This window comes from Arsukibacterium sp. UBA3155 (genome assembly GCA_002364615.1).
In the GTDB taxonomy this organism is placed as follows: domain Bacteria; phylum Pseudomonadota; class Gammaproteobacteria; order Enterobacterales; family Alteromonadaceae; genus Alishewanella.
On sequence record DEYP01000016.1, the window covers coordinates 109,531 to 131,877 of the forward strand.

19 protein-coding genes are annotated in these 22,347 nt (G+C 47.2%); 14 read left to right on the top strand and 5 right to left on the bottom strand.

Translation table 11 applies throughout. The features are described from left to right. Positions 1-12 precede the first annotated feature (12 nt). Complete coding sequence (locus B2X65_RS07040) at positions 13-693, bottom strand: glutathione S-transferase family protein (protein ID WP_290611540.1); 681 nt, start codon at positions 691-693, stop codon at positions 13-15. Positions 694-869: 176 nt separating this feature from the next. On the opposite strand from B2X65_RS07040, the gene B2X65_RS07045 reads away from it, so the two are divergent. After that, on the top strand, positions 870-1,505 hold the full coding sequence (locus B2X65_RS07045; RefSeq protein ID WP_290611541.1) for an NAD(P)-binding oxidoreductase: 636 nt from the start codon (positions 870-872) through the stop codon (positions 1,503-1,505). Between the two features lie 267 nt (positions 1,506-1,772). Further along, the gene (locus B2X65_RS07050; RefSeq protein WP_290611543.1) at positions 1,773-3,617 is read left to right on the top strand and encodes a M2 family metallopeptidase; all 1,845 of its coding nucleotides are present in this window, start codon (positions 1,773-1,775) and stop codon (positions 3,615-3,617) included. Between the two features lie 144 nt (positions 3,618-3,761). Here B2X65_RS07050 and rhlP read toward each other — a convergent pair whose 3' ends face one another. Beyond that, complete coding sequence (gene rhlP / locus B2X65_RS07055) at positions 3,762-4,619, bottom strand: rhombotarget lipoprotein (protein WP_290611545.1); 858 nt, start codon at positions 4,617-4,619, stop codon at positions 3,762-3,764. 128 nt (positions 4,620-4,747) lie between these two features. Between rhlP and B2X65_RS07060 the strand changes: the two genes are divergently transcribed. The 3 genes from B2X65_RS07060 to B2X65_RS07070 all read left to right on the top strand — a co-directional run bounded on the left by B2X65_RS07060 (position 4,748) and on the right by B2X65_RS07070 (position 7,952). Then, on the top strand, positions 4,748-5,491 hold the full coding sequence (locus B2X65_RS07060) for a helix-turn-helix domain-containing protein (protein WP_290611546.1): 744 nt from the start codon (positions 4,748-4,750) through the stop codon (positions 5,489-5,491). A 96-nt stretch (positions 5,492-5,587) separates the two neighbouring features. Next, entirely contained in the window at positions 5,588-6,505 is a 918-nt protein-coding gene (locus tag B2X65_RS07065) for a matrixin family metalloprotease (RefSeq protein ID WP_290611548.1), read from the top strand. A gap of 112 nt (positions 6,506-6,617) precedes the next feature. Continuing rightward, positions 6,618-7,952 (top strand): mechanosensitive ion channel family protein, encoded by a 1,335-nt coding sequence (locus tag B2X65_RS07070; RefSeq protein ID WP_290611550.1) that lies wholly within the window; start codon positions 6,618-6,620, stop codon positions 7,950-7,952. Positions 7,953-8,045: 93 nt separating this feature from the next. Here B2X65_RS07070 and B2X65_RS07075 read toward each other — a convergent pair whose 3' ends face one another. From B2X65_RS07075 to B2X65_RS07085, 3 genes are all read right to left on the bottom strand, one after another. After that, a complete protein-coding gene (locus tag B2X65_RS07075; RefSeq protein ID WP_290611551.1) occupies positions 8,046-8,834 on the bottom strand; it encodes a substrate-binding periplasmic protein in 789 nt (262 codons plus the stop codon). Between the two features lie 287 nt (positions 8,835-9,121). Further along, on the bottom strand, positions 9,122-9,619 hold the full coding sequence (locus B2X65_RS07080; RefSeq protein WP_290611552.1) for a PEP-CTERM sorting domain-containing protein: 498 nt from the start codon (positions 9,617-9,619) through the stop codon (positions 9,122-9,124). Between the two features lie 424 nt (positions 9,620-10,043). Continuing rightward, positions 10,044-10,556: a lactoylglutathione lyase family protein gene (locus tag B2X65_RS07085; RefSeq protein WP_290611554.1), complete on the bottom strand. Its 513-nt coding sequence runs from the start codon at positions 10,554-10,556 to the stop codon at positions 10,044-10,046. 87 nt (positions 10,557-10,643) lie between these two features. Here B2X65_RS07085 and B2X65_RS07090 point away from each other — a divergent pair, with 87 nt between their 5' ends. From B2X65_RS07090 to B2X65_RS07130, 9 genes are all read left to right on the top strand, one after another. Next, entirely contained in the window at positions 10,644-11,546 is a 903-nt protein-coding gene (locus B2X65_RS07090) for a LysR family transcriptional regulator (RefSeq protein WP_290611555.1), read from the top strand. A gap of 57 nt (positions 11,547-11,603) precedes the next feature. Next, entirely contained in the window at positions 11,604-11,777 is a 174-nt protein-coding gene (locus B2X65_RS07095) for a DUF3012 domain-containing protein (RefSeq protein ID WP_290611556.1), read from the top strand. A gap of 177 nt (positions 11,778-11,954) precedes the next feature. Next, positions 11,955-12,197 (top strand): type II toxin-antitoxin system RelB/DinJ family antitoxin, encoded by a 243-nt coding sequence (locus B2X65_RS07100; RefSeq protein WP_290611557.1) that lies wholly within the window; start codon positions 11,955-11,957, stop codon positions 12,195-12,197. 3 nt (positions 12,198-12,200) lie between these two features. Further along, positions 12,201-12,500: a type II toxin-antitoxin system RelE family toxin gene (locus tag B2X65_RS07105; protein WP_290611559.1), complete on the top strand. Its 300-nt coding sequence runs from the start codon at positions 12,201-12,203 to the stop codon at positions 12,498-12,500. 241 nt (positions 12,501-12,741) lie between these two features. Then, positions 12,742-12,885, top strand: coding sequence for a hypothetical protein (locus B2X65_RS07110; protein WP_290611560.1), 144 nt, complete (start codon positions 12,742-12,744; stop codon positions 12,883-12,885). Positions 12,886-12,896: 11 nt separating this feature from the next. Then, the gene (locus tag B2X65_RS07115; protein WP_290611561.1) at positions 12,897-13,289 is read left to right on the top strand and encodes a type II toxin-antitoxin system YafO family toxin; all 393 of its coding nucleotides are present in this window, start codon (positions 12,897-12,899) and stop codon (positions 13,287-13,289) included. After that, positions 13,289-13,591, top strand: coding sequence for a hypothetical protein (locus tag B2X65_RS07120; RefSeq protein ID WP_290611562.1), 303 nt, complete (start codon positions 13,289-13,291; stop codon positions 13,589-13,591). Before B2X65_RS07115 ends, B2X65_RS07120 begins: the two co-directional genes overlap by 1 nt. A gap of 264 nt (positions 13,592-13,855) precedes the next feature. After that, positions 13,856-16,162: a YgiQ family radical SAM protein gene (locus tag B2X65_RS07125; protein WP_290611684.1), complete on the top strand. Its 2,307-nt coding sequence runs from the start codon at positions 13,856-13,858 to the stop codon at positions 16,160-16,162. Between the two features lie 231 nt (positions 16,163-16,393). Next, positions 16,394-22,342: an alpha-2-macroglobulin family protein gene (locus B2X65_RS07130; protein WP_290611563.1), complete on the top strand. Its 5,949-nt coding sequence runs from the start codon at positions 16,394-16,396 to the stop codon at positions 22,340-22,342. The last annotated feature ends 5 nt before the right edge of the window (positions 22,343-22,347 follow it).

Genomic DNA, 22,347 nt, shown 5'->3' on the forward strand with positions numbered 1-22,347 from the left:
TTATTTCGTTGTTTAGCTCTGTCGGTAATCTTCGACTATGCTGCCATACAGGCCCATTTCTGCTTCATGACCAGGCTCACGCCAGCTTTCCAGTAATGCCGCATTATACCAGGCTTGCATCGCTGGTAACTCAAGTAGCAGCTCGACATAGGCCATGGCATTGTTACTTAATTTTAAGTCAAAGCTTTGCACCCGAAATGCCACTGGCGCAAAGAAGGCATCAACCGCGGTAAAAGAGGTGCCTGTCAGGAAAGGCCCGCCAAACTGATTTAACCCTTGCTGCCATAGCTCGTCAAGTCGTGCGAGATCTTTTGTCAGTGCCGCTGGTGGATTTTTTAATTGCACTCTTGCGCCACAGTTCATCGTGCAGACACTTCGCAGCGTACCAAAACCAGCATGCATTTCACTGGCTGCGCAACGGGCATAATTACGTGCCTGTGAATTTGCTGGCCATACACCGACATGACGCTCTGCCAGGTACTCAATTATGGCTAAAGACTCCCAAACTACATTATCACCATCATGCAAACACGGCACGGTTGCGGTAGGTGAAAACTGACGAAAGTTTTCATAATTATCCAGCTGAAATTGTTGTAATTTTTCGTCGAAAGGAATGCTTAATTGTTGCATCAGCAACCAGGGACGGAGTGACCAGGAAGAATAATTTTTATTGGCGATAAACAATTGATACACAGGCACCTCCTTGGCTTAAGTTACTCAAGATTACGCTGGTTGTGCTGTTGCTTCAAGCGTGCTATTTCGTTTAGTCGCCAATCAAATGCCGTAAAGATTAATATTTTCCCTTTAAAAGTGCCCCAACGATCCCAAGTTCTTACTGAGCTATAATCAAGTTTAATTAGGAGTGAAAGATGAAACAGACACTCATTATCGGTGCCAGCGGCCAGATAGGTAAAATGGCTACGATACTGTTGCTCGACGCGAAGCAGCACGTTAAAGCGCTGGTTCGTGACAAAACTAAATTAAGTGATATTACTAACGAGCGGCTGGCAATTACCGAGCAGAACCTGGAAGGTGAGTTTGGGGATGCATTTGCCGGCTGCGATCAGGTGATTTTTGTCGCAGGGTCTGGCGGTGACACCGGCACAGATAAAACCATGCTTATCGATTTATGGGCCGCAGCCAAGGCTGCGCGATATGCCAAAGCGCATCAACTGCAACACTTCATTATGATTAGCTCAATCGGGGCTGATGATCCAGAAGCCGTTGAAGGTGATATGAAACCCTATATTGTTGCCAAACATCTTGCCGATCAGCAGCTTATTAACAGTGGCGTACCTTATACTATTATACGGCCCGGCAGACTGACTGACGACGACGCTTCCCTGAAAATCTCTACAGTCAGGCCCGAGGATAATATCAAACTTAAAATCAGCCGGGAAAACGTGGCCCACGTGTTGTTGCATGTTGCAACCAAAGCAGAACCACACAACCAAATTATTGAGATATTTGACGGTGAGCAGCCGATTGAAACTGTGCTGAATTAACTGTTGGCGGTATGCGCTGGTAACACGCCATGGCAGCCAGGCGGAAAAATTGCTTAAGGTTATAAAGTAGCGTAAATATGCTGACAGGTGGCGGCCTTTTCGTGCCTTGCTGGACGATACCAGTAGCCAGTAAGAAAGGCCGACTATACTTACTAATAGCGTAACGAAAGGCTAGGGGCGAAGCCAAAGATATGCCTATACTAACTCGGAAAATGTGGATAAAAACAATAACCCGCCATCGGGATAGCAGGCAACAAAAGGTGCATTATGAAAACGCTATTTAAACTCTCACTCACCGCCGCTTTAGTCAGCTCAGCGCTGTTGCTCAGTGGCTGTGGCAACGACAACACCCCGCAACAAACGTCAGTTGCGGTCGAACAAAAAACACTGACCGAAGCTGATGCTAAGGAATTTCTGGCCGAGGCAGAGCAAAAGCTAATCGCGCTTTATCTGGAAGCAAACCGGGCTGAATGGATTTATGCCAACTTTATTACTGAAGATACCGCCTCTCTGGCAGCCGACGTAAATGAAAAGCTTACCCTAGCGATGGTTAACCTGGCAAACGAAGCCGCCCGCTTTGATAAGGTTCAGCTGTCTGCTGAAGACCGGCGCAAATTAGACAAACTGAAACTGGCATTAACTTTACCTGCGCCACAAGATCCGGAAAAAACGGCTGAGATGGCCAAAATTGTGGCGGAGCTTGGCGGTATGTATGGCAAAGGCAAATATTGTAAAGCCGATAGCAGCTGCTTATCACTAGGTGAGATGTCTAGCATTATGGCTAACAGCCGCGACTATGATGAATTGCTGGAAATGTGGCAGGGCTGGCGCGAAATAAGCAAACCAATGCGACCGTTATATCAGCGGTTAATTGAGTTAACGAATGAAGGTGCCAAAGAGCTCGGTTATGCCGATACCGGCGCAATGTGGCGTTCAAAATACGATATGCCTGCCGATGAGTTCGCTAACGAGCTGGATAGGCTATGGGGCCAGGTTAAGCCATTGTACGAATCATTGCATTGTCATGTGCGCAGTAAATTGTCAGAGCAATATGGTGTCGATAAAGTCCCGCTGGATAAACCTATTCCTGCCCATTTATTAGGCAATATGTGGGCGCAAAGCTGGGGTAACATTTATGAGTTGGTCGCGCCCAAAGATGCTGACCCGGGTTACGATGTGTCAACGCTGCTGGCCACCCATAATTATGACGAAATAAAAATGGTAAAAGGGGCTGAAGGGTTCTTTACTTCATTAGGGTTTGAACCATTGCCTGAGACATTTTATCAGCGCTCATTGTTTGTAAAGCCGGCCGATCGCGATGTCGAATGCCATGCTTCAGCGTGGGACTTAGATGCCAAAGACGACTTGCGGATTAAAATGTGTATTCAGCGCACCGGTGAGGAGTTCTCGGTTATTCACCACGAGTTAGGGCATAACTTTTATCAGCGCGCCTATAAACACCAGCCGGTCTATTTTCAGGAAAGTGCAAATGATGGCTTTCATGAGGCCATCGGCGATACCATCGCGCTGTCTGTTACCCCGGACTATTTAAAACAGATTGGTTTGCTGGAAAATGTGCCTGATGAGTCCAAAGACATAGGTTTACTATTAAAAATGGCGATGGATAAAATTGCGTTTGTTCCCTTTGGCTTGCTGGTAGATAAGTGGCGCTGGCAGGTATTTAATGGCGAAATTACCCCAGAGCAATATAACGAAGCCTGGTGGCAGCTGCGGGAGAAATATCAGGGCATAGCTGCACCGGTGGCGCGCTCAGAAGCGGATTTTGATCCGGGTGCGAAGTACCATGTTCCAGGCAATGTACCTTATACCCGTTATTTCCTGGCGCATATTTTGCAATTCCAGTTTCATAAAGCGTTGTGTGATATCGCGGGCAACGAAGGCGCGGTGCATCGCTGCTCTATTTATAATAGTAAAGCTGCGGGCACCAAGTTAAATGCGATGCTGGAAATGGGCTCCAGTCGGCCCTGGCAGGAAGCATTGGAAGTAGTAACAGGCAAGCCCGAAATGGATGCTACCGCAATACTGGATTATTTTGCGCCTCTTCAAGCGTATTTAGACGAGCAAAATAAAGGCGCCCAATGCGGCTGGTAATTCAGTGTGATTAAAAATTAAAAAACAAATGCTAAAAAAATGGCGCCTTCATCTTTGGTTTGCACATAGCAAGTTCTGAGATGAGGCGCCAACTTTTTGATTTTAAATTACCGGGAGTCGTTGAGTGACTTTCACAACCTTTAGTTAAATTATGCAGGTTTGTTGTTTTCTGGCAATCGCCAGCCCAATCAAACAAAGCGGCAACAGCCAGTGAAATGCACCGCCGGAATGGCCACTCGAACGAACAATTTGGATGTCATCCGGACGCTGTTTCAGGCGCTCTTTAAAACCATTCAGTTCGCTCTCCAGATTAACAATCATCTCGTCGCTGGCTTGCATAAAACCTTGCTTGCTGTCGTGACGTAATTTTTCCTGAAGGTTTACCATTGTTGAACTGCCTTTGATCTGGCTGGTGCCCGGTGCGCGGAAAAGTAACTTTCTGCTTTCTATAGCGTAAACGGCGGTATCCATTAAGGTATTACTATCATTTTTCTGGCCATTAACTAAATAAGCGCCAACCAGGGTTAAGTAACTGAGTGACAATTTACTGTCGTCAGTAAATTGCACCTGATCATAGGACACCAGGGCGATAACATCGATGCCAAACATCGCCCTAAGCTGGTCCAGGTTCGCGAAGCTGCCGCCGCTACTAAGATAAGCAGACGGAATTATTTCAATATGTTCAACAAAAGACTGCTGGCTGAAATGAGTGGCAATGTTTTGCAATATTGCCATTTTATGATTCTCCGTCAGCGTATTAGCCTGCACCTCAACCCAGGGCATAGCATTGCTGTTGCGACTATTGTGGTTTGCCGGCACAAAGGCAATACCCATTCGTAGCGGCAACGTCAGCTTTGGGACACTGGTGGTTACCTGTGGTGCTGCCGAGTCAGGATATAAGTAACTGACGACACTACTGCGACTGCCGGTTTGTTGGGTGGCACAAGCGCTAAGGGTCAGGGTGATAACACACAGTAATACTATTCGGCCATAGTTAAACATGTTGCACTTCCTTGATTGAGTGGTTGAACACCGCAAGCATAGGCGCACTTAGTAAAAAATAGTACCTTATTAATAGAAGTAGCGTATAAATAGGCCTGAGGTATCAATATGTAATACTTTGAGGCGCTATGTCACAAATTGATTTAATGCTGAATTGCTTGAAAAAAGCCCTGAAACAGCGGGGGATAAGTTATGCCCGTGTGGCGTCGCATTTGCAGTTAACGGAGGCCAGTGTCAAGCGGATGTTCTCACTGAAACAAGTCAGCGTGCAGCGGATAGAGCAAGTGTGTCAGCTAATTCAGCTGGATTTAGTCGACTTATTGCAGTTAATGACAGAGCAACAGCAGCGAACAGACCAGCTGAGTTATGAGCAGGAGCAGCAGCTGTCTCAGGACCTGACATTGTTATTGGTGGCGGTATCGGTGCTTAATCGCTGGAGTATGCAGGATATTCTGGACTGGTATAAAATCTCTGAGCATGAATGTATTCAAAAACTTGCGCAACTAGATCGGCTTAAGTTAATAGAGCTGCTGCCAGCTAATAAAATTCGCCTGCGCGTATCCGCTAATTTTGGCTGGTTGGAGAATGGGCCCATTCAGCGTTTTTTTCAGCAAAAAATTGCTCAGGAGTTTTTCAATGCCAGCTTTAATAGTAAAGCCGAAAGTTTGCTGGTACTTAATGGCATGCTCTCAGCGCAAGCTAATGCTGAATTTCAAAAAAAGTTAAAGCGTTTGGCCAACGATTTTAACGAATTAAACCGACAGGATGAAAAATTACCGTTGGCCCAGCGAAATGGGGTAAGCGTGGTGCTGGCGCTACGCGACTGGCGCTTTGGCTTGTTTAAACCGTTACTAAAATCTGATAAAACGTAGCAGTGCGGTAAGATACCAAAGCGCATTTTTCGTAAATAACCGTTACAACAACCCATTTATAAGTGTTCTGCTGATAATCAATATTAGGAAAAAACGATGCTTGCCAGATTAGTGTTTCTAGCCCTGCTGTTAGTGGGTAGTTATTTGCTGCTATCGGCATTAGCAGGTGTTACGCGGTCATCGCCACAAGTGCTGCAACAGCGGGCAGAGCGGGCATTGGCGCAGCAATTGTGTCAAACACCGATACTATGGCGTATTGGTCAACTTGATCCCGCCTTTGCGTTAACGGCAGAGCAAGCCGAGCAGGCTGCACATAATGCTGCAACGCAGTGGAATAGGGCGTTTGAGCAAGAATTGTTTCGCCATGATAGCGTTAATGGCTTTTCGATTAATTTTCAATATGATGAGCGTCAGCAGAACATGCTGCAACAAGCGTTGCTGGAACGAAACCTGGCGCGATACGACACTAACATTGAGCAGCGTGCTTCGACGCTGAACCAACAAAGCGAACAATTGCGGCTGCAACAGCGTGAATTTGAGCAGCAAAATCAAAAGCTGGCGGCAGATATTGCTGTATTTCAGCAGCAGGCCACGAATGCCAGGGAGCGGGACGTAGCCGGTTTGCAGCAGCAACAGCAGCGGTTACAACAGCGCCAGCAACAACTGCAGCAACAAGCAGAGCGTTTAAATGAGCAACAAGCTCAGCTGCAGCGTGAAAACCATTATCTGAATGAAACGGTGGCCGATCGCAATGCATTATTGGCAGATCAGCAGCCGCTTCGGGTATCTGAGGTTGGCTTAATGGAGGTAACGAACACGCAGCGGCGAATGACTATTTTCGCCTATAGCACCATGGCAGCGCTGCAGCTGACTATTACACACGAATTTGGCCATGCCCTGGGGCTTGGACACACCGACAGCGTTAATTCGGTAATGCATTTTGCCCTGAATCCGCAGCAACAAAACCTGACAGCGGAAGATATTGCTGCATTACAACAGCAATGTGGGTTTTAATAGCAATACCATCTGCTTGTTACCGTAGTCAGATATAAAAAAATAAGTACGTATCGGGTACAACAATCATTCTGGATGTGTGGTTAAAATATAAAAAAGAGGTGTAGCGGTCATGTTAGCGGGTAACCTTAAACAACTAGCCAGTCAACTTTTTGAGCAGGCAAGCAGCACGATTTCCCAGACGGATACTTATGTACAACTGGCTATGATTATAGCCATTTACGCCTTTGCATTTGGTCTTGCCAGCGTTGTCAGAAAACTCAGTCCGTGGGATGCTGGCGGTGCGTCAGGCGAGAGCAGTAAGCCTATTGCTTTAAAAAGGATGGCAGCCAGATTAACTGAGTTGGCGTTTCCGGTGTTCGCCATTATTATGCTGCGATTTGTGCTGGAAGTCAGTGAAGGTGTGCTAAAACAAGCCTGGCTGTTGCACACCGCACTCATTATTGCAATTTTGCTGCTGTGTCATTCTTTAATCCGTAATTTTATTGCCAATGAAGTTACCGCCCGGCTGTTCAGATGGGTGGGGTTACCGTTACTTTTCCTGCATTTAATGGGGCTGTTAAGTGGTTTAACCGCCATTTTACAATCAATATCGTTAAACCTTGGCCTGTTTGAAGTATCACTATACGCTGTTATCAGAGTGGTATTTTTAGGCTCTTTTTTATTCTGGCTGGGCCGGGTCAGCAGTAGAACAGGGCGTGAATATATTACTCATCAGGAAAACCTTGATGTTCGCACCCGTGAAGTGGTCGCGAAACTGTTTGAAATTGCAGTTTTCTTCGTTATCGCGCTGTTATTGTTGCAGATTATGGGCGTTAATCTTACCGCGCTGGCCGTTTTTGGTGGTGCTTTAGGTGTCGGGATCGGTCTGGGCTTGCAGGCTATTGCCTCCAATTTCATCTCGGGTATTATTATTTTGCTGGATAGATCAGTATCTATTGGCGACTATGTAGAACTTGAAGATGGCCGCACCGGTGTGGTCCGCGAACTTAATATGCGTTCAACCACCCTGGAGACATTTAACGGCACAGATATTGTGGTGCCAAACGAAAAATTTATTGCTGAAACCTTTACTAACTGGACTCACAAAGACAAGCGGCAACGTTACCGGGTCGACTTTTCAGTGGCCTACCACTCCGATGTCAGACAACTTGTTGAAATTATTAAAAAGGTTGTGGCTAGTCATCCGCAGGTTTTCAGTGGCGATGACATTCCGCGTGAAGAGCGACCCGACTGTGAAATAGACAGTTTTGGTGACTCTGGCATTAATATGTTTGTCGAGTTCTGGATGGAAGGCATTGATGACGGTAAAAACCGGGTTGGCGGAGATTTGCTGTTGATGATCCTCGAAGCCCTGCAGGAACATGGCTTCGAAATACCGTTTCCACAGCGCGAAGTGCGTATTTTAGATGGCAGCACGTTACGTAGTAACAACCTTAAAAAATAACAGCTTGCCAGCAGTGATCCGGGATGGAATTGTGTAATCTAAAGGTGTGAGAAAAGGTCAGTTTTGTCGCTGAAACGCAAATTTCTTTGCGTGCTAGTCTATGCCGTAAGGCGCTAAATAACGTTTAATTTCGCCAGTTTGATACAGGTTGATGACAAAGGGATCAATAATATCCATTAAATATCTCGCGATTTCCGGGTGCCTGGGGCTGTAAGCAACAACATGTTGTCCTCCTAATGACAACGTACCGGCGCTCATTACAGAAAAAGCATTATCTCCATCGTTTTGCTGGTTAAAACGGGCCAGTTCATATTGAATAAAGGCGTTGTCATCCAGTATGGCGTCAATTCTTTTGCTTAACAGTAACTTAATTAATCGCTTGTATGCCTGTTCACCGCCAATAAACACCACTTTACTGTTTTCGATGTTTTTCTGTTGTTTTAAGTAGTCATCAAACGCTTTATCTGCATAGGTGTAGCCATCAATAACGCCAATTACGATGTCGTTCCAGCTGGCGGGCGAGCTGTATCTCCAGTCAGAATCGTGTCTGACAAAAAACTGATTATTGCCAAGTCGGAGTATTGAGTTGCCGGTAATAAGATCAGGGGCGTCTGCTTTATAAATATCCGGCAACGCATGCGCTTCGCCGCTGCGCACCATACTTAATGCTCTTTTATAGGGCACGATAGTAAAATTCATCGTATGATTTCTGGTTGCTAGCGCATCCCGCAAGATGTCAATGACAAAGCCTTCTTTGCCTTCGACTGCTGGGTCACATATAAACGGGCAAAACGTGGAGTCAACAAACACAAATTCTTCAGAAAAAGTAAACTCGCTAAAAAATAATAGAAAATAAGTAATTAGCGCCGACGTTCTAAACATGCAGTGTCTCTCTCTATATTATAAAGTTAATGTTAGTTGGCGAATAAAATCTGGCAAGCTTCTGGGTAAACTGTTTGCATTTTGCGAGAGTGACTTTATTATCTTTTGATAGAAATGTCGCCTAAACACCGGATAGTGGCAATTCAAAATAAGGTAATCAGCAAAGTGTGGTTAAGAAGCAGAGTGTGGTAAAGAAGTATAATGATGTGTTTTCTTGCAAACGGTGCACCGGGTCATAGATTAAAAAAGCTATCCGCAAACGGATAGCTTTAACACGAGCGGTAAGATTACTTGGTTGCTTTGAATTTCCGGCGGCCAAAGGCTGCGCCAGCTAATACCAAACCAAAAAGTGCCAGGGTGGAAGGCTCTGGTACTGAAGTAATGCTGATACTTGCGTCAGAGATTAGTAACCGATGGCCACCGCCACCACCTACTGTGTAGTACAGGCGTAGTACGCTTCCAGCCGGAGCCGTAATATCCTGAATTGAAAAGGTTTCACTCGTCAAGTTGTGTTCTGCAAGGTCCAGATATACCGGGTCAAAATCATTTATTTGATAAAATACACGCCCTTTACGGTTTCCCCAACCCTGATCTCTCCAGGTCATCATTAACTCAAAAGCAACCATACGGCCCTGAAATTCATCAAGCATGTTCCACAGGATCAATCCGTCTGACGGTGTAGCGTCATTGATATTCGGCAGCTCAAAACTATTGATAATGCCTGCTTTAGCGTTAAACATTGTCAAACCAATCAATATTACTAGTACATTTATTATTTTTTTCATGTTCTTCCTTAACTACATGTCTAAATTAAAGCCCTTATTTAGGGCGCGCACTATTAAGCAAATATTGCACCATATTTATATGTTGTTGATGTGGCGTTGTTTTATTCCCTAAAAAGCAGACAGCTTTCGCAATGTGTAAAATAAAACAACAGTCAAAACAATTATTTATCAAATTTTATGGTTTTTTATTACAAACTTTGGGTGATACTCGAGATCCTCTATTAAACAGGTTTAACTTTCGTTGAGCATAATCGCTGACGTCAGGTCAATTAAGTGTTCATTTTATTATCCACTCGTTGCCTGGCAGAACAAATACGGGCTTACCATCAACATTTGATCGTAACAGCTGGCTATATACTTAAAGGGCGGTGCAACAACGCATTCTAACGACGCATTGTTGCAACCTCAGCTTTTATTGCTGCTTTCAGTTATAGGCACCGCTGGCGTAATGTAACTCATAGCTGTGGCTGTAAATCTCCAGAATATTACCGAACGGGTCTTCCATATAAATCATCCGGTACGGCTTTTCGCCAGGGTAATAATAGCGGGGCGCTTTCATCCGTTTTTTACCACCAGCAGCAACAATGCGCTCAGCTAGCCCTTCCACATCAGGGTCTTGCACGCAAAAGTGGAACACACCGGTTTTCCAGTATTCAAAGTTGTCTTCAGGATTCTGCTGATTTTTAAACTGAAATAACTCAACACCTATTCTGTCACCGGTAGACATATGGGCAATGCGAAAACGCTCCCACCCGGCTCCAAATACGTCAGTACACATTTCTCCAATCGGTGAGCTGTCTTCAACGACATCTGTTGGCGGCATAATTAAATACCAACCCAGCACTTCGGTATAAAATTTTACAGCGGCTTCTAAATCAGGTACCGAAATACCAATATGCGAAAAGGTTCTTGGGTAGGTCTTAGCATTATCTGTCATGGTTCAACTCCTGCGTGGGTAATAGGTTGCTATGGTAGCTGGACAGATCTTTAATAAAAAATTATGATTATTTATTAAATTGATAATATGAATTTATTGATGCTGAATCCATTGTGGTTGCAAACCTTTGTGAGTCTAGTTGAAACCGGTAGTTTTACCCGTACTGCACAATTACGTTTTATGACGCAGCCAGGGGTAAGCCAGCACTTAAAAAAGCTGGAACAAAGCTGCGATAGCACATTAGTGGTACGATTAGGCAAGGGCATTGAGCTCACTGAGCAAGGGCGTCAGGTATATCAATACGCACTGGCGCAGCAGCAACGGGAAGAGCAGCTGTTCGATAGCCTTAAATTTGATGCGCCTTTTGCAGGGCGATGCGTTATTGCCTGCTCGGGGGCATTGGCACAGCGCATTTATCCGGCGCTATTACTGCTGCAAAGCCAGCATCCGGCGTTGATTATTCAGCTTGAAGTGACGCCGCAGCGCAGTATTTTTCAGGGCATTAGCCAATCAACAATTGACCTTGGCATCAGCACGCAGCATCTAGATGAGGATAATTTTAGCTATCAGCAAGCCGGTTCCGAGCCATTGGCGTTAATGTTACCGGCAGGTATTAAGGATAATGGCGATATTATTACGACGCTGATGTCGCTGGGGCTGATCCAGCACCCTGATGCCAGCCATTATCTGAATTTGTATTTCAGTCATTGCGGCGATAACGCCTTAGTCGACTGCGATCCGGCCGTATTTCGTCAGTCAGGCCGGATTAACCAGCTATCACAAATTTTACTGCCGGTTAGCAAAGGCCTGGGCTTTACCGTATTGCCCAGCAGCACCCTGAAGCACTTTGCTGATGCTGCCAGGGTAAAGCAATACAAAGCACCCAATAGCGTGAGCGAACCACTTTACTTTGTTACCTCGCGCCATCGTCAGCTGGCGGCCCGCTATAACACGGTAAAAACGGCGCTGTTAGATATACTAAAAGCTTGACCAAGCTTGGCTTTTCGGCAAATGTAATCAGCAATTTAAGCATTAAAAGGAATAGTAATGAAATTTACGGTGTTAATCGTACTGGCAACCGCTTTACTACTGACAGGTTGTGCCCCGGAAGTAGGCTCGAAAAAATGGTGTGAGCAGTTAGAAAACAAACCGAAAGGCGACTGGAGCGCCAATGAAGCGAAAGACTTTGCCAAACATTGCATATTTCGTGCTGACGAGTAGTTATGGCATTGCTAACATAGCCCCCGGTAACAATTGGATCTGACCCCAATGGTTAACAATTGGATCTGACCCCAATGGTTAACCCCAATGGTTAAAGATTATTGTTGGTGCAATTGCTTAAATCACTATACGAGCTTATCATGTAACTACGTTTGTAATTACGGCGAGGTTGATGTAATGGGCACTATAAACATCCGAATTGACGACGAGTTAAAGCAACGCTCTTATGCTGTATTAGAGCAGTTAGGTGTTACACCCTCTGAGCTGTTACGTCAAACACTTGAGTATGTTGCAGAACAGCAAAAATTACCTTTTAAACCAGTTTTGCTAACTGATGAAGATCAAGAGCTGATTGAATTAGCTAAAGCCCGGTTGGCAAATCCTCAGCCTGGTATTAAAGTTACATTGGATTCGCTGTAATTAATGTCTTACCAGCTGGAGTTCGATCCAAGAGCTTATAAAGAGTGGCAAAAGCTTGGTGATACGCTGCGGCTGCAGTTTAAAAAGAAGCTGGCAGAAATACTAATCCAGCCGCATATCGAGGCTAATCGTTTAAGAGATTTGCCTGCTTGCTACAAGATAAAGTTGCGCAGCTCAGGCTATAGGCTTATCTATCAGGTAAAAGACGATATCGTTACCGTGTTTGTAGTAGCTATTGGTAAGCGAGAAGATGAAAAAGCCTATAAAACGGCTGATAAGCGAGTTGGCAAACCTAAAACATAGGGCGCATCTTTGCGCCCTTTGCTTTTGCAGCAAATAACCGGCTGGCCAAGTTCAGTTTTCGGTAAATACACACGGCAAACTTATATTGGTTCGTGTGTTTACTCCGCAGATATAAATAACTTCTTAATAACATTTCATATTCCTGTATTTTCAATATATAAACATATATGTTGCAATATTCGGCATTCTTCTTAAAATGCTCGCCATGGCTTGTGCCAGATTTTTAAAAATTGGAGCTCAAATGAAAACTGAAGCCAAACAAAAAGGCAGAAAAAGTCCTAATTTTATACCGCATGAGATCGCTATAGAGCGCGTAAAAAAAAGCTTCGAGCGCTCAAAGGCCGACACCAGCAAAAAGCCAATTGAGTTTGTAGAAGTTAAGTAAGGAGACGTCTGTTGAATAAGGATGTTAAGGTTTATGTTACACAAGCGCTAAGTCGGGAGCGGATGCATAATAAAGATCTCGACTTGCTTATCTCTGATTTTAAACGGCACAAACAAGGCGAACGAATTCCCTATTTCGGCAAAGAAGTGCCCTATCACAGGCCAGCACCAGCAGCAGAAAATGCTGGATTAATGCACGTCCATATTTTGGGTAAAGTAAAGTCAATCAAATTGGGCCATGGCACGACTAGTGATAGTGTTTTAATCTATACAGAAGGCGCTACCAGCTTAAATACCTACTATATAATTGATTTTTTAGTTGATAATGCGCACGAGCAAGCACGAAAGCCTGAGTATATGAGTTGGTTAATAGATAAGGCTGAAGCATTTAGGGATCAGAAATAATGGCTAAGCACAAAATAAATGTTAAGTGGAATGATGGCACTCCAACCGATACTGGCGTTTACCTCGTGGCCGTCCGACATATTACCGGCTTTGGCTCTTATGATTATTTGTACTGGGACGGCAGCCAGTGGCTGGACGATACTACTCCCAACGTAACAGGTTGGGCTGTTGCGACGGAAATACTTAATCAAATTGATGCAGATTGGCCAGAGAACGATAAAAAGGCCGATTTGGCGTTTGAAGAATACCGCAAAAAGCACAGTGGTAAAGCTAGCGAAGACGATTTTGTCGAGGCTGATTAGTCGAATTGACGTTTCTATCAGCCCAGCATAGTACTTTCTCAATGCTACTTCCGAATCAGTAAGGGCGCATTATTGCGCCCTTAGCTTTTACAGCCAATAAGGCCTTGACCTGGATTGGTTTTTCGGTGAATGTAAATCCTCAATCTCACCATTCGCCTTTCCCCGTTACTCCTTGTATAATACGCGCCCTTGCTTCACTCAGGTGCTTAATTTATGTCCACTGTTGCTACTCCCGTTTCCCGCAAATCTGCTCCTGTAGCGCGGATGGCACCTGAGCGTGATTTATTCTCTTATCCAAAATACTGGGCTGAGTGCTATGGCACGGCGCCGTTTTTACCGATGTCGCGTAAGGAAATGGATGTACTTGGCTGGGACAGCTGTGATGTGATTCTGGTCGTCGGCGATGCCTATGTTGATCACCCCAGCTTTGGCATGGCGGTAGTAGGGCGGATGTTAGAAGCGCAGGGTTACCGGGTTGGCTTGATTTGCCAGCCTGACTGGCACAGCAAAGATGACTTTATGCGTCTGGGTAAGCCGAACCTGTTTTATGGCGTGTCGGCCGGCAATATGGACTCGATGATTAACCGCTACACCGCCGATAAAAAGCTGCGCCATGACGATGCCTATACCGCCGGTGATATTGGCGGCAAGCGGCCGGACCGCGCCGTTACGGTATATACCCAGCGCTGCAAAGAAGCCTATAAAGATGTGCCGGTTATTATTGGTGGTATTGAGGCCAGTTTGCGCCGCATTGCCCACTATGATTACTGGTCGGAAAAAATTCGCCGCTCAGTCATATTTGACGCCAAGGCCGATATTTTAATTTATGGTAATGCCGAACGGCCGTTAATTGAAGTGGCGTACCGGATTGCCAGCGGCATACCAGTCAGTGAAATTCAGGATGTGCGCGGCACCGCGGTTATTCGTAAAGAGCCGTTACCGGGCTGGCGCGGGGTGGATTCCACCGCCATTGATAAAATTGGCAAAATTGATCCGATTTCTAACCCTTACGGCGCCGATGATGTTGGCTGTAGCAGCTATTCTGAATTTGCCAAAGCCGGCATTGATTTAAGCAAACCTGCTGAAGTAGAGGCTAAGCCGATAATGGTGCAGCCAGCGCGGCAAAAACCGTGGGAGCAAACCTACGTTAAGCTGCCGGCGTTTGAGCAGGTAAGCGTTAATAAGCCGTTATATGCCCATGCCTCACGTATTTTACACCAGGAAACCAATCCGGGTTGTGCCCGCGCCATTATGCAGCGCCATGGCGACCGCCATTTGTGGGTAAACCCACCGGCATTTCCGCTTAGCACCGAAGAGATGGACTTAGTGTTTGGCCTGCCTTATCAGCGGGTGCCACACCCGGTTTATGGCAAAGAAAAGATCCCGGCTTACGAGATGATTAAAACCTCGGTCAATATTATGCGCGGCTGCTTTGGTGGCTGCTCGTTCTGCTCGATTACCGAACACGAAGGCCGCGTTATTCAAAGCCGCTCGAAAGAGTCGATAATGCAGGAGATCAAGGATATTCGCGACAAAGTACCCGGTTTTACTGGCGTTATCTCCGATTTAGGAGGCCCAACCGCCAATATGTATCGCTTAAACTGTAAAAACCCAAAAGCCGAGCAAACCTGTCGCCGCCCTAGTTGTGTGTACCCGACTATATGCGAGCATATGGACACCGATCAAAGTCCGACGGTTGAGCTTTACCGTGAGGCCCGTAATTTACCCGGCATTAAAAAAGTACTGATTGCCTCAGGTGTGCGCTATGACTTAGCGGTAGAAGACCCGAACTACGTGCGGGAGCTGGTGCAGCATCATGTTGGTGGCTATTTAAAAATAGCGCCGGAGCATACCGAAGAAGGCCCGTTATCGAAGATGATGAAACCGGGCATGGGTGCTTATGACAAGTTTAAAGAAATGTTCGATCGCTTCAGTAAAGAAGCCGGCAAAGAGCAGTATTTAATTCCGTATTTTATTGCCGCCCATCCGGGTACCACCGATCTGGATATGGTGAATTTAGCGCTGTGGTTAAAAGAGCGTGATTTTAAACTGGATCAGGTGCAAAACTTTTACCCAAGCCCCATGGCCAATGCGACTACCATTTACCACACTGAAATGAACTCGCTGAAAAACATTAACAAAGCCAATGACGAAGTGGTTGCGGTGCCTAAGGGCGAGCGGCAGCGCCGGTTGCATAAGGCAATACTGCGCTATCATGACCCCAAAGGCTGGCCGCAAATTCGCGAAGCACTAATTAAAATGGGTCTGAGTCATTTAATTGGCCGCAGCAAAGGCTGCCTGGTGCCGGAAGAGGGCAAAGACGAGCAATTTAGAAAACCACTAAAAGGTGGCAAGCCGGCACTGAGTCGCCACACAGGTTTAAACCCGGCGGCTAAGGCCATTGCTAAAACTACCCAGCACGCCAATAAAGCGGGTAAAAAGCCTGTTGCAGTTAATTCTGACTGGGCTAATGCAGGCAAGGCAAACAGCAGCAATGCGAATGCCGTTAAGTCTAAGCCAGGCAAAACGCAGAGTAATAGTGTCAGAAAACCGCAGCGGTCGAAAGGCTGATGCAGCGGCTGTTTTTCAGCCTTAAATTTTCAAAAAAGCAGCAACAGCAGTTGCTGCTATCCCAGCAATCACATCGCATTTCATCACTATAACAACTCTTTACCAGCGGTTTATTCTGCGCTGTGCAGCAAACTGCTATAGTTCATCAGTGATTAATTTTAGCCGGTTATACTCGGTGTTCTCTGTAATTTTACTGGTGGTTTAAACGCCATGCTTTAACAAGGATTGGTTATGCCTGCTGTCGGCTCATCTGCTAAAAATGTTTTTCGGTCTGTATTCGGTGCGGTGCAGTGGTCAGCCCCTGAATGGTTGTTAAGATTAAAGCAGCTTGCGAGAACCCATCCCTGGCGGTTCTGGGGCATTACCCTGCTGGTTCTGGTACTGCTGACAGCCATAGTGGCGGGATATCATTACTATCAGCAATTACCCAAACCGTTGCAGGTAAAGGCAGAGGTGGTAACGCCCCAGATTGGCCATTCTCAGGATGATACAGAGCAGCCGACACCGCTACTGCTGAAATTTAGTTATGATTTAGCCAGTGCAGTAAATCCGGCGCAGGAGCAGGAGCATGAGCCCGAGCTGGAGCCTGTGCTGGGTTCAGAGCAGGACCCTTTGCTGAGCTCAGAGCAAGAGATGGCCAGAACATCAATGCCGGCACCCATGCTGTCGGCCGCCCGGCTGGACTTAATTGGTGAAGTATTGAGTGACGGTGTTGCTATCAGCCCAGCGGTACCGGGTAAATGGTTATGGCAGGATGACAATATCCTGAGCTTTACCCCAGAGCAGGCCTGGCCTGCTGACCAGCAGTATACGGTCAAGCTGGAAAAACGCATTTTTAATCCGGAAATTGAGTTAGCCCGCCAGCATTATAAGTTTACTACCGAGCCGTTATCAGCAGAAATTAACCGGCTGCGATTTTATCAGAACCCAACCGAGCCCACCCGGCGAAACGTGGTTGCCACCCTTAACTTCAGCCATCCGGTTAAGCTGGAAAGTGTTAAGCAACACCTGACGATGGTAATGCAAGCCGATGGCGAAGCGGCTACTGGCAGCCGGCCACAACCCCTGCCATTTAGCTTAAGTGCCGATGAAAGTGGCCGTGAGCTTTATCTGCAGTCTGACGATATCAACTTACCCGAGCGTGAGCAGTACTTAACCCTGCAACTGGATGCCGGTATTAACGCCGTGCGGGGCGTGGGTAAAACGGCGAATGCTGCTAAAGCTCAGCTGCTGGTGCCTGATCGCACTAGCTTTTTAAAAGTTAGTGATTTGAATACCGAGATTGTCAGAAACCCACAGCAGCAACCCGAGCAGGTGCTGTTGCTAAGTTTTACAGACCGGCTTAACCGCACGGAGCTGGCCACAAAATTACAGCTGTATGTATTGCCCAAACATCCACGGCGTAATTCAAATTATTGGGCGCCGGGCGAAGTGAACAGTACCGTTTTACAACAAGCCAGCCCGCTCAGTTTTGAACTGATGCCAACGGCACTGGCCCACGATAATGCCTTTAGTATTAAGCTTGATTTACCACCGGGCCAGCATGTTTTTGTCAGTGTGCCTGCCGGATTGCAGTCGGTTAGTGATTTTACCCTGGCCAATGAATACCGGGCCGTGGTGCGGGCGCCGGTTTATCCGAAAGAGGCGAAAATTGTCGGGGAGGGCGCCATGCTTACCTTAAGTGGTGAGCAGAAACTGCAACTGTTAAGTCGGGGCGTTAAGGGTGTCAGAGTAAAACTGCATAAGTTGTTACCTGAACAACTGAACCATTTAATTACCCAGACTGGCGGCGATATCAGTCAGCCTTATTTTCAGCATTATCAGTTTGACCAAAGCAATATCACCAGTTTGCAGCAGCATACTTATTCCGTAAACAATGCAGAGCCGAAACAGGCCAGCTACCAGGCATTGGCGTTAACGCCTTACCTTAAGCAAGCTGGAATGGGCCTGTTTTTTATTGAGTTAAGCGAATTTGATCCGGCCGAGCCTGATCGCGAAGGTCAGCAGCTGGATAAAAGGCTGGTACTGGTAACCGATTTAGGCCTGCTGGTCAAACATAACAGCGACAGTAGTCAGCAGCTGTTTGTCTTATCGCTGGCCGATGGCAAACCGGTAGCCGGTGCCGAGGTTGCATTGCTTGGCCGCAACGGCGTGCCATTATTTACTGCCAAAACTGACGGTCGTGGCACGGTCAGCTTTGGTAAAACCGACGGCTTTAATCGTGAGCGTCAGCCTGTGGTGTACCGGGTTAATCGCAACAGAAATGGCGTAGTGGATACCAGTTTTATTCCATTTGATCGTTACAGCCGTCAGCTTGATTACTCAAAATTCAATACCAGCGGCCAGTACCAAAGCCCGCAGGACAACAAAAGTTTAACTGCTTATCTGTTTAGCGACAGAGGCATATACCGGCCTGGCGAGCAGGTAAAACTGGCGGCGATTATCCGCCATGCCGATTTAACTGCCGGCGCAGCAGAGCTGCCATTAAAAGTTCAGGTTCAGGGGCCTCGTGGCAATACCTTTTGGCAGCAGAACTTTAACCTGAGTGATCGTGGCATTCACAGCTTTAGTCTGGACACCCTGGCGCATAGTGATACCGGTAACTATCATGCCAATGTCAGTTTGCTTGATAGTAAAGGCAATACCCAGCGCCATCTGGGCTCGGTAAGTTTCTCAGTAGAAGAGTTTCAGCCCGATACCATGAAGATCAGCAGCCGGTTTCAGCAAGGCACTGCCGCGATTAAAGAACAAGGCTGGTTAAAGCCCGCTGATTTAATGGTGCAGGTGCAGCTGGATAATTTATTTGGCACGCCTGCACAGCAAAGAAGCGTTGAGGCCCGGCTGGAACTGATCCCGCGCAGTTTCAGTTTTACCCAGTACCCCGATTATCAGGTGCTAAGCCCGCTACAAGCAAATGTGAAAGCAGAGCGGGTGCAACGCACCCTGGATGAACAGCAGACCGATGCCGACGGTCAGGCAACATTTGCGCTGGGGCTGGAGCAATATAGCGGCGGCACCTATCAGTTAGTGGTCAATACTGAGGGGTTTGATGCGGGCGGTGGCCGCAGTGTCCAGCACCGGCTAAGCACCTTACTATCGCCTTTAGATAAGGTGGTTGCGGTAAAAGCGGATGGCGATTTAAGTTATCTTAAAAAACAGCAACAGCGCAGCGTTAATTTTATCGCTATTGATAGCGCGCTCAGCCAGGTCACGTTAAACGATCTGAATTTGCAGTTAATTGAAAAACGTCCGGTCACCAGTCTGGTTAAAAAGGATGATGGCACCTATCAGTACCAGAGTATTGTGCAGGATATTGCGCTTAGTCAAACCCCGTTTAGCATCAGCGAGGACGGTACCGATTACCCTATACCAACTGATACCGCAGGTGATTTTGAACTGCAACTGAGTGATAGCAGTGGTAACGCGCTTGGCAGCCTGATCTTTAGCGTAGTGGGGGCCGGCAATATCGCTGCTATGCTGGAAAAAAATGCGGCGTTAACTGTCAAGCTGGACAAAGCCGATTATAAAGCCGGCCAGTGGATAGAACTGAATATTACGGCGCCTTATACCGGTAGTGGCCTAATCAGTATAGAGAGCGATAAAGTGCATGCGTTTAGCTGGTTTAGCACTGATAACACCAGCAGCATCCAGCGCATTCAATTGCCAGAAGGCTTAGAGGGCAATGCCTATATTAATGTCAGCTTTGTCCGCGCTGCGGATTCCGAGGCGTTGTTTGTCAGCCCGTTAAGTTACGCCGTGGTTCCTTTTAATATCGACCGTAGCAGTCGTCAGCTAAGCATTAGCCTGCAGGCGCCAGCCGAAGTGCGGCCAGGTAAACCATTTAGCGTTAGTTATCAGACCAATCAGCCTGCCGATATGCTGATTTATGGCGTGGACGAGGGAATTTTGCAGGTGGCTGATTATCAGCTGCCAGACCCGCTTGGCCATTTTTTACAGAAGCGGGCACTGCAGGTACGCAGCATGCAAATGCTGGACTTAGTTTTACCGGAGTTTAGCAAGTTACAACGCCACCTTGCCGGCATCGGAGGAGATGCCGAGAGGATTATGGTAACGGGCAGTAGGATGATGATGGATAAAAATCTGAATCCGTTTGCCCGGCGGGCCGAGCAACCGGGAGTATTCTGGTTAGGGTTAGTTAAAGCCGGGCCAAAGCTGCAACAGCAGCAGGTACAGGTACCAGCCAGCTTCAGCGGTAATTTAAAGCTAATGGCCGTAGCGGTCAGTGATACGGCGCTTGGCGCTGAAAGTGCGGATATTCAGGTGCGGGGTCCCTTTGTGTTAACGCCGGAAGTATTGCAAAGCGCCGCCCCTGGCGATGAATTTGAGGTCAACATTTCGGTGGCTAATGGCGTTAAAGGCTCAGGTGCTAATGCCGATATTAGGGTTAGCCTGGCCTTGCCTGAGGGCTTAACAGCGCTAAGCCCGCTTGTGCAACAACTGAATATTAGCGAAGGCAGTGAGCAAAGTGCCCGCTTCCGCTTAAAAGCGGGTAATACTCCGGGCACCGTTGAGCTTCGTTTCAGCGCCCGCTACCAGCAAGCTGAGCTGCTGGAAGAGTCAAGCCGTGAGGTGAGTTTAAGTATCCGCCCGGCCAGTCATTACCACACGACGCTAAATGCCGGTTATGCCCGTAAAACGCCGGTAACACTGGCCACCCGCTATCCGCTTTATAGTGAATTTGCCAGCCTTAACGTCGCCGCCTCGACTAACCCGCTGGTGCTGGCAGAAAGCTTTACAGATTATCTGGCAAATTATCCGCATGGGTGTACTGAGCAGGTGGTATCGCAGGTGTTCCCATGGCTGGGGCTGGTGCAGCAGCCTGGTTATCAGGCGCGCCTGCCAATGGTACAACAGCAGTTTGCGGTATTGATCCAGAAACTGTCAGAACGCCAGCAAAGCGATGGCGGCTTTAGTTTCTGGCCCGGTGGTTATAACAGCGCTGACTTCCCCAGTATTTATGTGATGCACTTTTTAATGGCCGCCCGTGAGCAGGGCTTAGCTGTACCAGATTATTTGTACCGCCAGGGGCTGGGCTATTTGCAGCAAGTGGCGCGGCAAAGTGGCGGTAATGTGTATCAGGCGAGACTTCGTGCCAATGCCATTTACCTGCTGACCCGCAGCGGTGAAATAACGACCAACTATCTGGTTGAACTGCATGAGCGTCTGAAAAAGCAACATCAGCAAGCCTGGCAAACTGATATTACGGCAATTTACATGGCGGCCAGCTATCAGTTGTTACAACAGCCCGAAGTAGCTCGCGGCTTAATAGGAGATTACCGTCTGGGTAAAGTGTCACCCATACAGCAGGCCTATTTGCAGCGCATTGCCAATCCGTTACCGCCTTTTGCTAATCCGGCGTTTCAGCCGCAGTTAAGTCTGGACGCGCAATATGTCTATTTGCTGGCCCGACATTTTCCTGAACAGGCTAAAGCACTTGATGGCGAGCAAATTATTAGTTTGCTGCAACCGGTGTTTGATAACCAGTACAATACCATTGGCTCAGCCTATGCGGTGCTGGCCCTGTCGGCCTATGCGCAGCTGGATAATGTCAGCAATACAGCCATGCCTGCGTTTTATCAGCAAACTGCTGACGGTAAGCGCACTCAATTAAATGCTGCAGATAACCGCAGTAGTCTGCCCCGACTGGCATTTGCTGCTGACGCTGAAAAACTGATCATTGAAAGTGACACGGCGCTGTTTTATGCCGTGAGTGAAAGCGGCTTTGCGAAAACACCGCCAAGCTCGAGTAAGGCTGAGCAGCTGGAAGTGGCGCGCGACTATCTTAATAGTAAAGGTGAGGTGGTAAGTCAGGCACAGCAAGGTGAAGAACTAACGGTCAGGCTGCGCCTGCGCAGCACCAACAACAGCTGGCACAATAATGTGGCAGTGGTTGATTTACTGCCAGCGGGTTTTAGTGTCGTGCGCAGCTCTGTTGCCAGAGAGCAAGGGCACTGGCGTGCCGATTACGTCGATATCAGGGAAGACAGGCTGGTTTATTATGCGACGTTCGGGCCACAAATGGTTGAACTGCGTTATCAGGTAAAAGTAACCGCAGCCGGTGATTTTATGGTGCCGGTGGTAGGGGCACAATCAATGTATGATCGCAGTGTTCATGCCCATACTTCAGCTGGTCGTTTTGTGGTGGAGCCGGCCCGCTAAGGCCG

Bases quoted from the DNA above. Each gene is read 5' to 3' on its own strand.
- B2X65_RS07045 (WP_290611541.1), top strand. From the start codon at position 870: ATGAAACAGACACTCATTATCGGTGCCAGCGGCCAGATAGGTAAAATG.
- B2X65_RS07050 (WP_290611543.1), top strand. From the start codon at position 1,773: ATGAAAACGCTATTTAAACTCTCACTCACCGCCGCTTTAGTCAGCTCA.
- rhlP (WP_290611545.1), bottom strand. From the start codon at position 4,619: ATGTTTAACTATGGCCGAATAGTATTACTGTGTGTTATCACCCTGACC.
- B2X65_RS07060 (WP_290611546.1), top strand. From the start codon at position 4,748: ATGTCACAAATTGATTTAATGCTGAATTGCTTGAAAAAAGCCCTGAAA.
- B2X65_RS07065 (WP_290611548.1), top strand. From the start codon at position 5,588: ATGCTTGCCAGATTAGTGTTTCTAGCCCTGCTGTTAGTGGGTAGTTAT.
- B2X65_RS07070 (WP_290611550.1), top strand. From the start codon at position 6,618: ATGTTAGCGGGTAACCTTAAACAACTAGCCAGTCAACTTTTTGAGCAG.
- B2X65_RS07075 (WP_290611551.1), bottom strand. From the start codon at position 8,834: ATGTTTAGAACGTCGGCGCTAATTACTTATTTTCTATTATTTTTTAGC.
- B2X65_RS07080 (WP_290611552.1), bottom strand. From the start codon at position 9,619: ATGAAAAAAATAATAAATGTACTAGTAATATTGATTGGTTTGACAATG.
- B2X65_RS07085 (WP_290611554.1), bottom strand. From the start codon at position 10,556: ATGACAGATAATGCTAAGACCTACCCAAGAACCTTTTCGCATATTGGT.
- B2X65_RS07090 (WP_290611555.1), top strand. From the start codon at position 10,644: ATGAATTTATTGATGCTGAATCCATTGTGGTTGCAAACCTTTGTGAGT.
- B2X65_RS07095 (WP_290611556.1), top strand. From the start codon at position 11,604: ATGAAATTTACGGTGTTAATCGTACTGGCAACCGCTTTACTACTGACA.
- B2X65_RS07100 (WP_290611557.1), top strand. From the start codon at position 11,955: ATGGGCACTATAAACATCCGAATTGACGACGAGTTAAAGCAACGCTCT.
- B2X65_RS07105 (WP_290611559.1), top strand. From the start codon at position 12,201: ATGTCTTACCAGCTGGAGTTCGATCCAAGAGCTTATAAAGAGTGGCAA.
- B2X65_RS07110 (WP_290611560.1), top strand. From the start codon at position 12,742: ATGAAAACTGAAGCCAAACAAAAAGGCAGAAAAAGTCCTAATTTTATA.
- B2X65_RS07120 (WP_290611562.1), top strand. From the start codon at position 13,289: ATGGCTAAGCACAAAATAAATGTTAAGTGGAATGATGGCACTCCAACC.
- B2X65_RS07125 (WP_290611684.1), top strand. From the start codon at position 13,856: ATGGCACCTGAGCGTGATTTATTCTCTTATCCAAAATACTGGGCTGAG.
- B2X65_RS07130 (WP_290611563.1), top strand. From the start codon at position 16,394: ATGCCTGCTGTCGGCTCATCTGCTAAAAATGTTTTTCGGTCTGTATTC.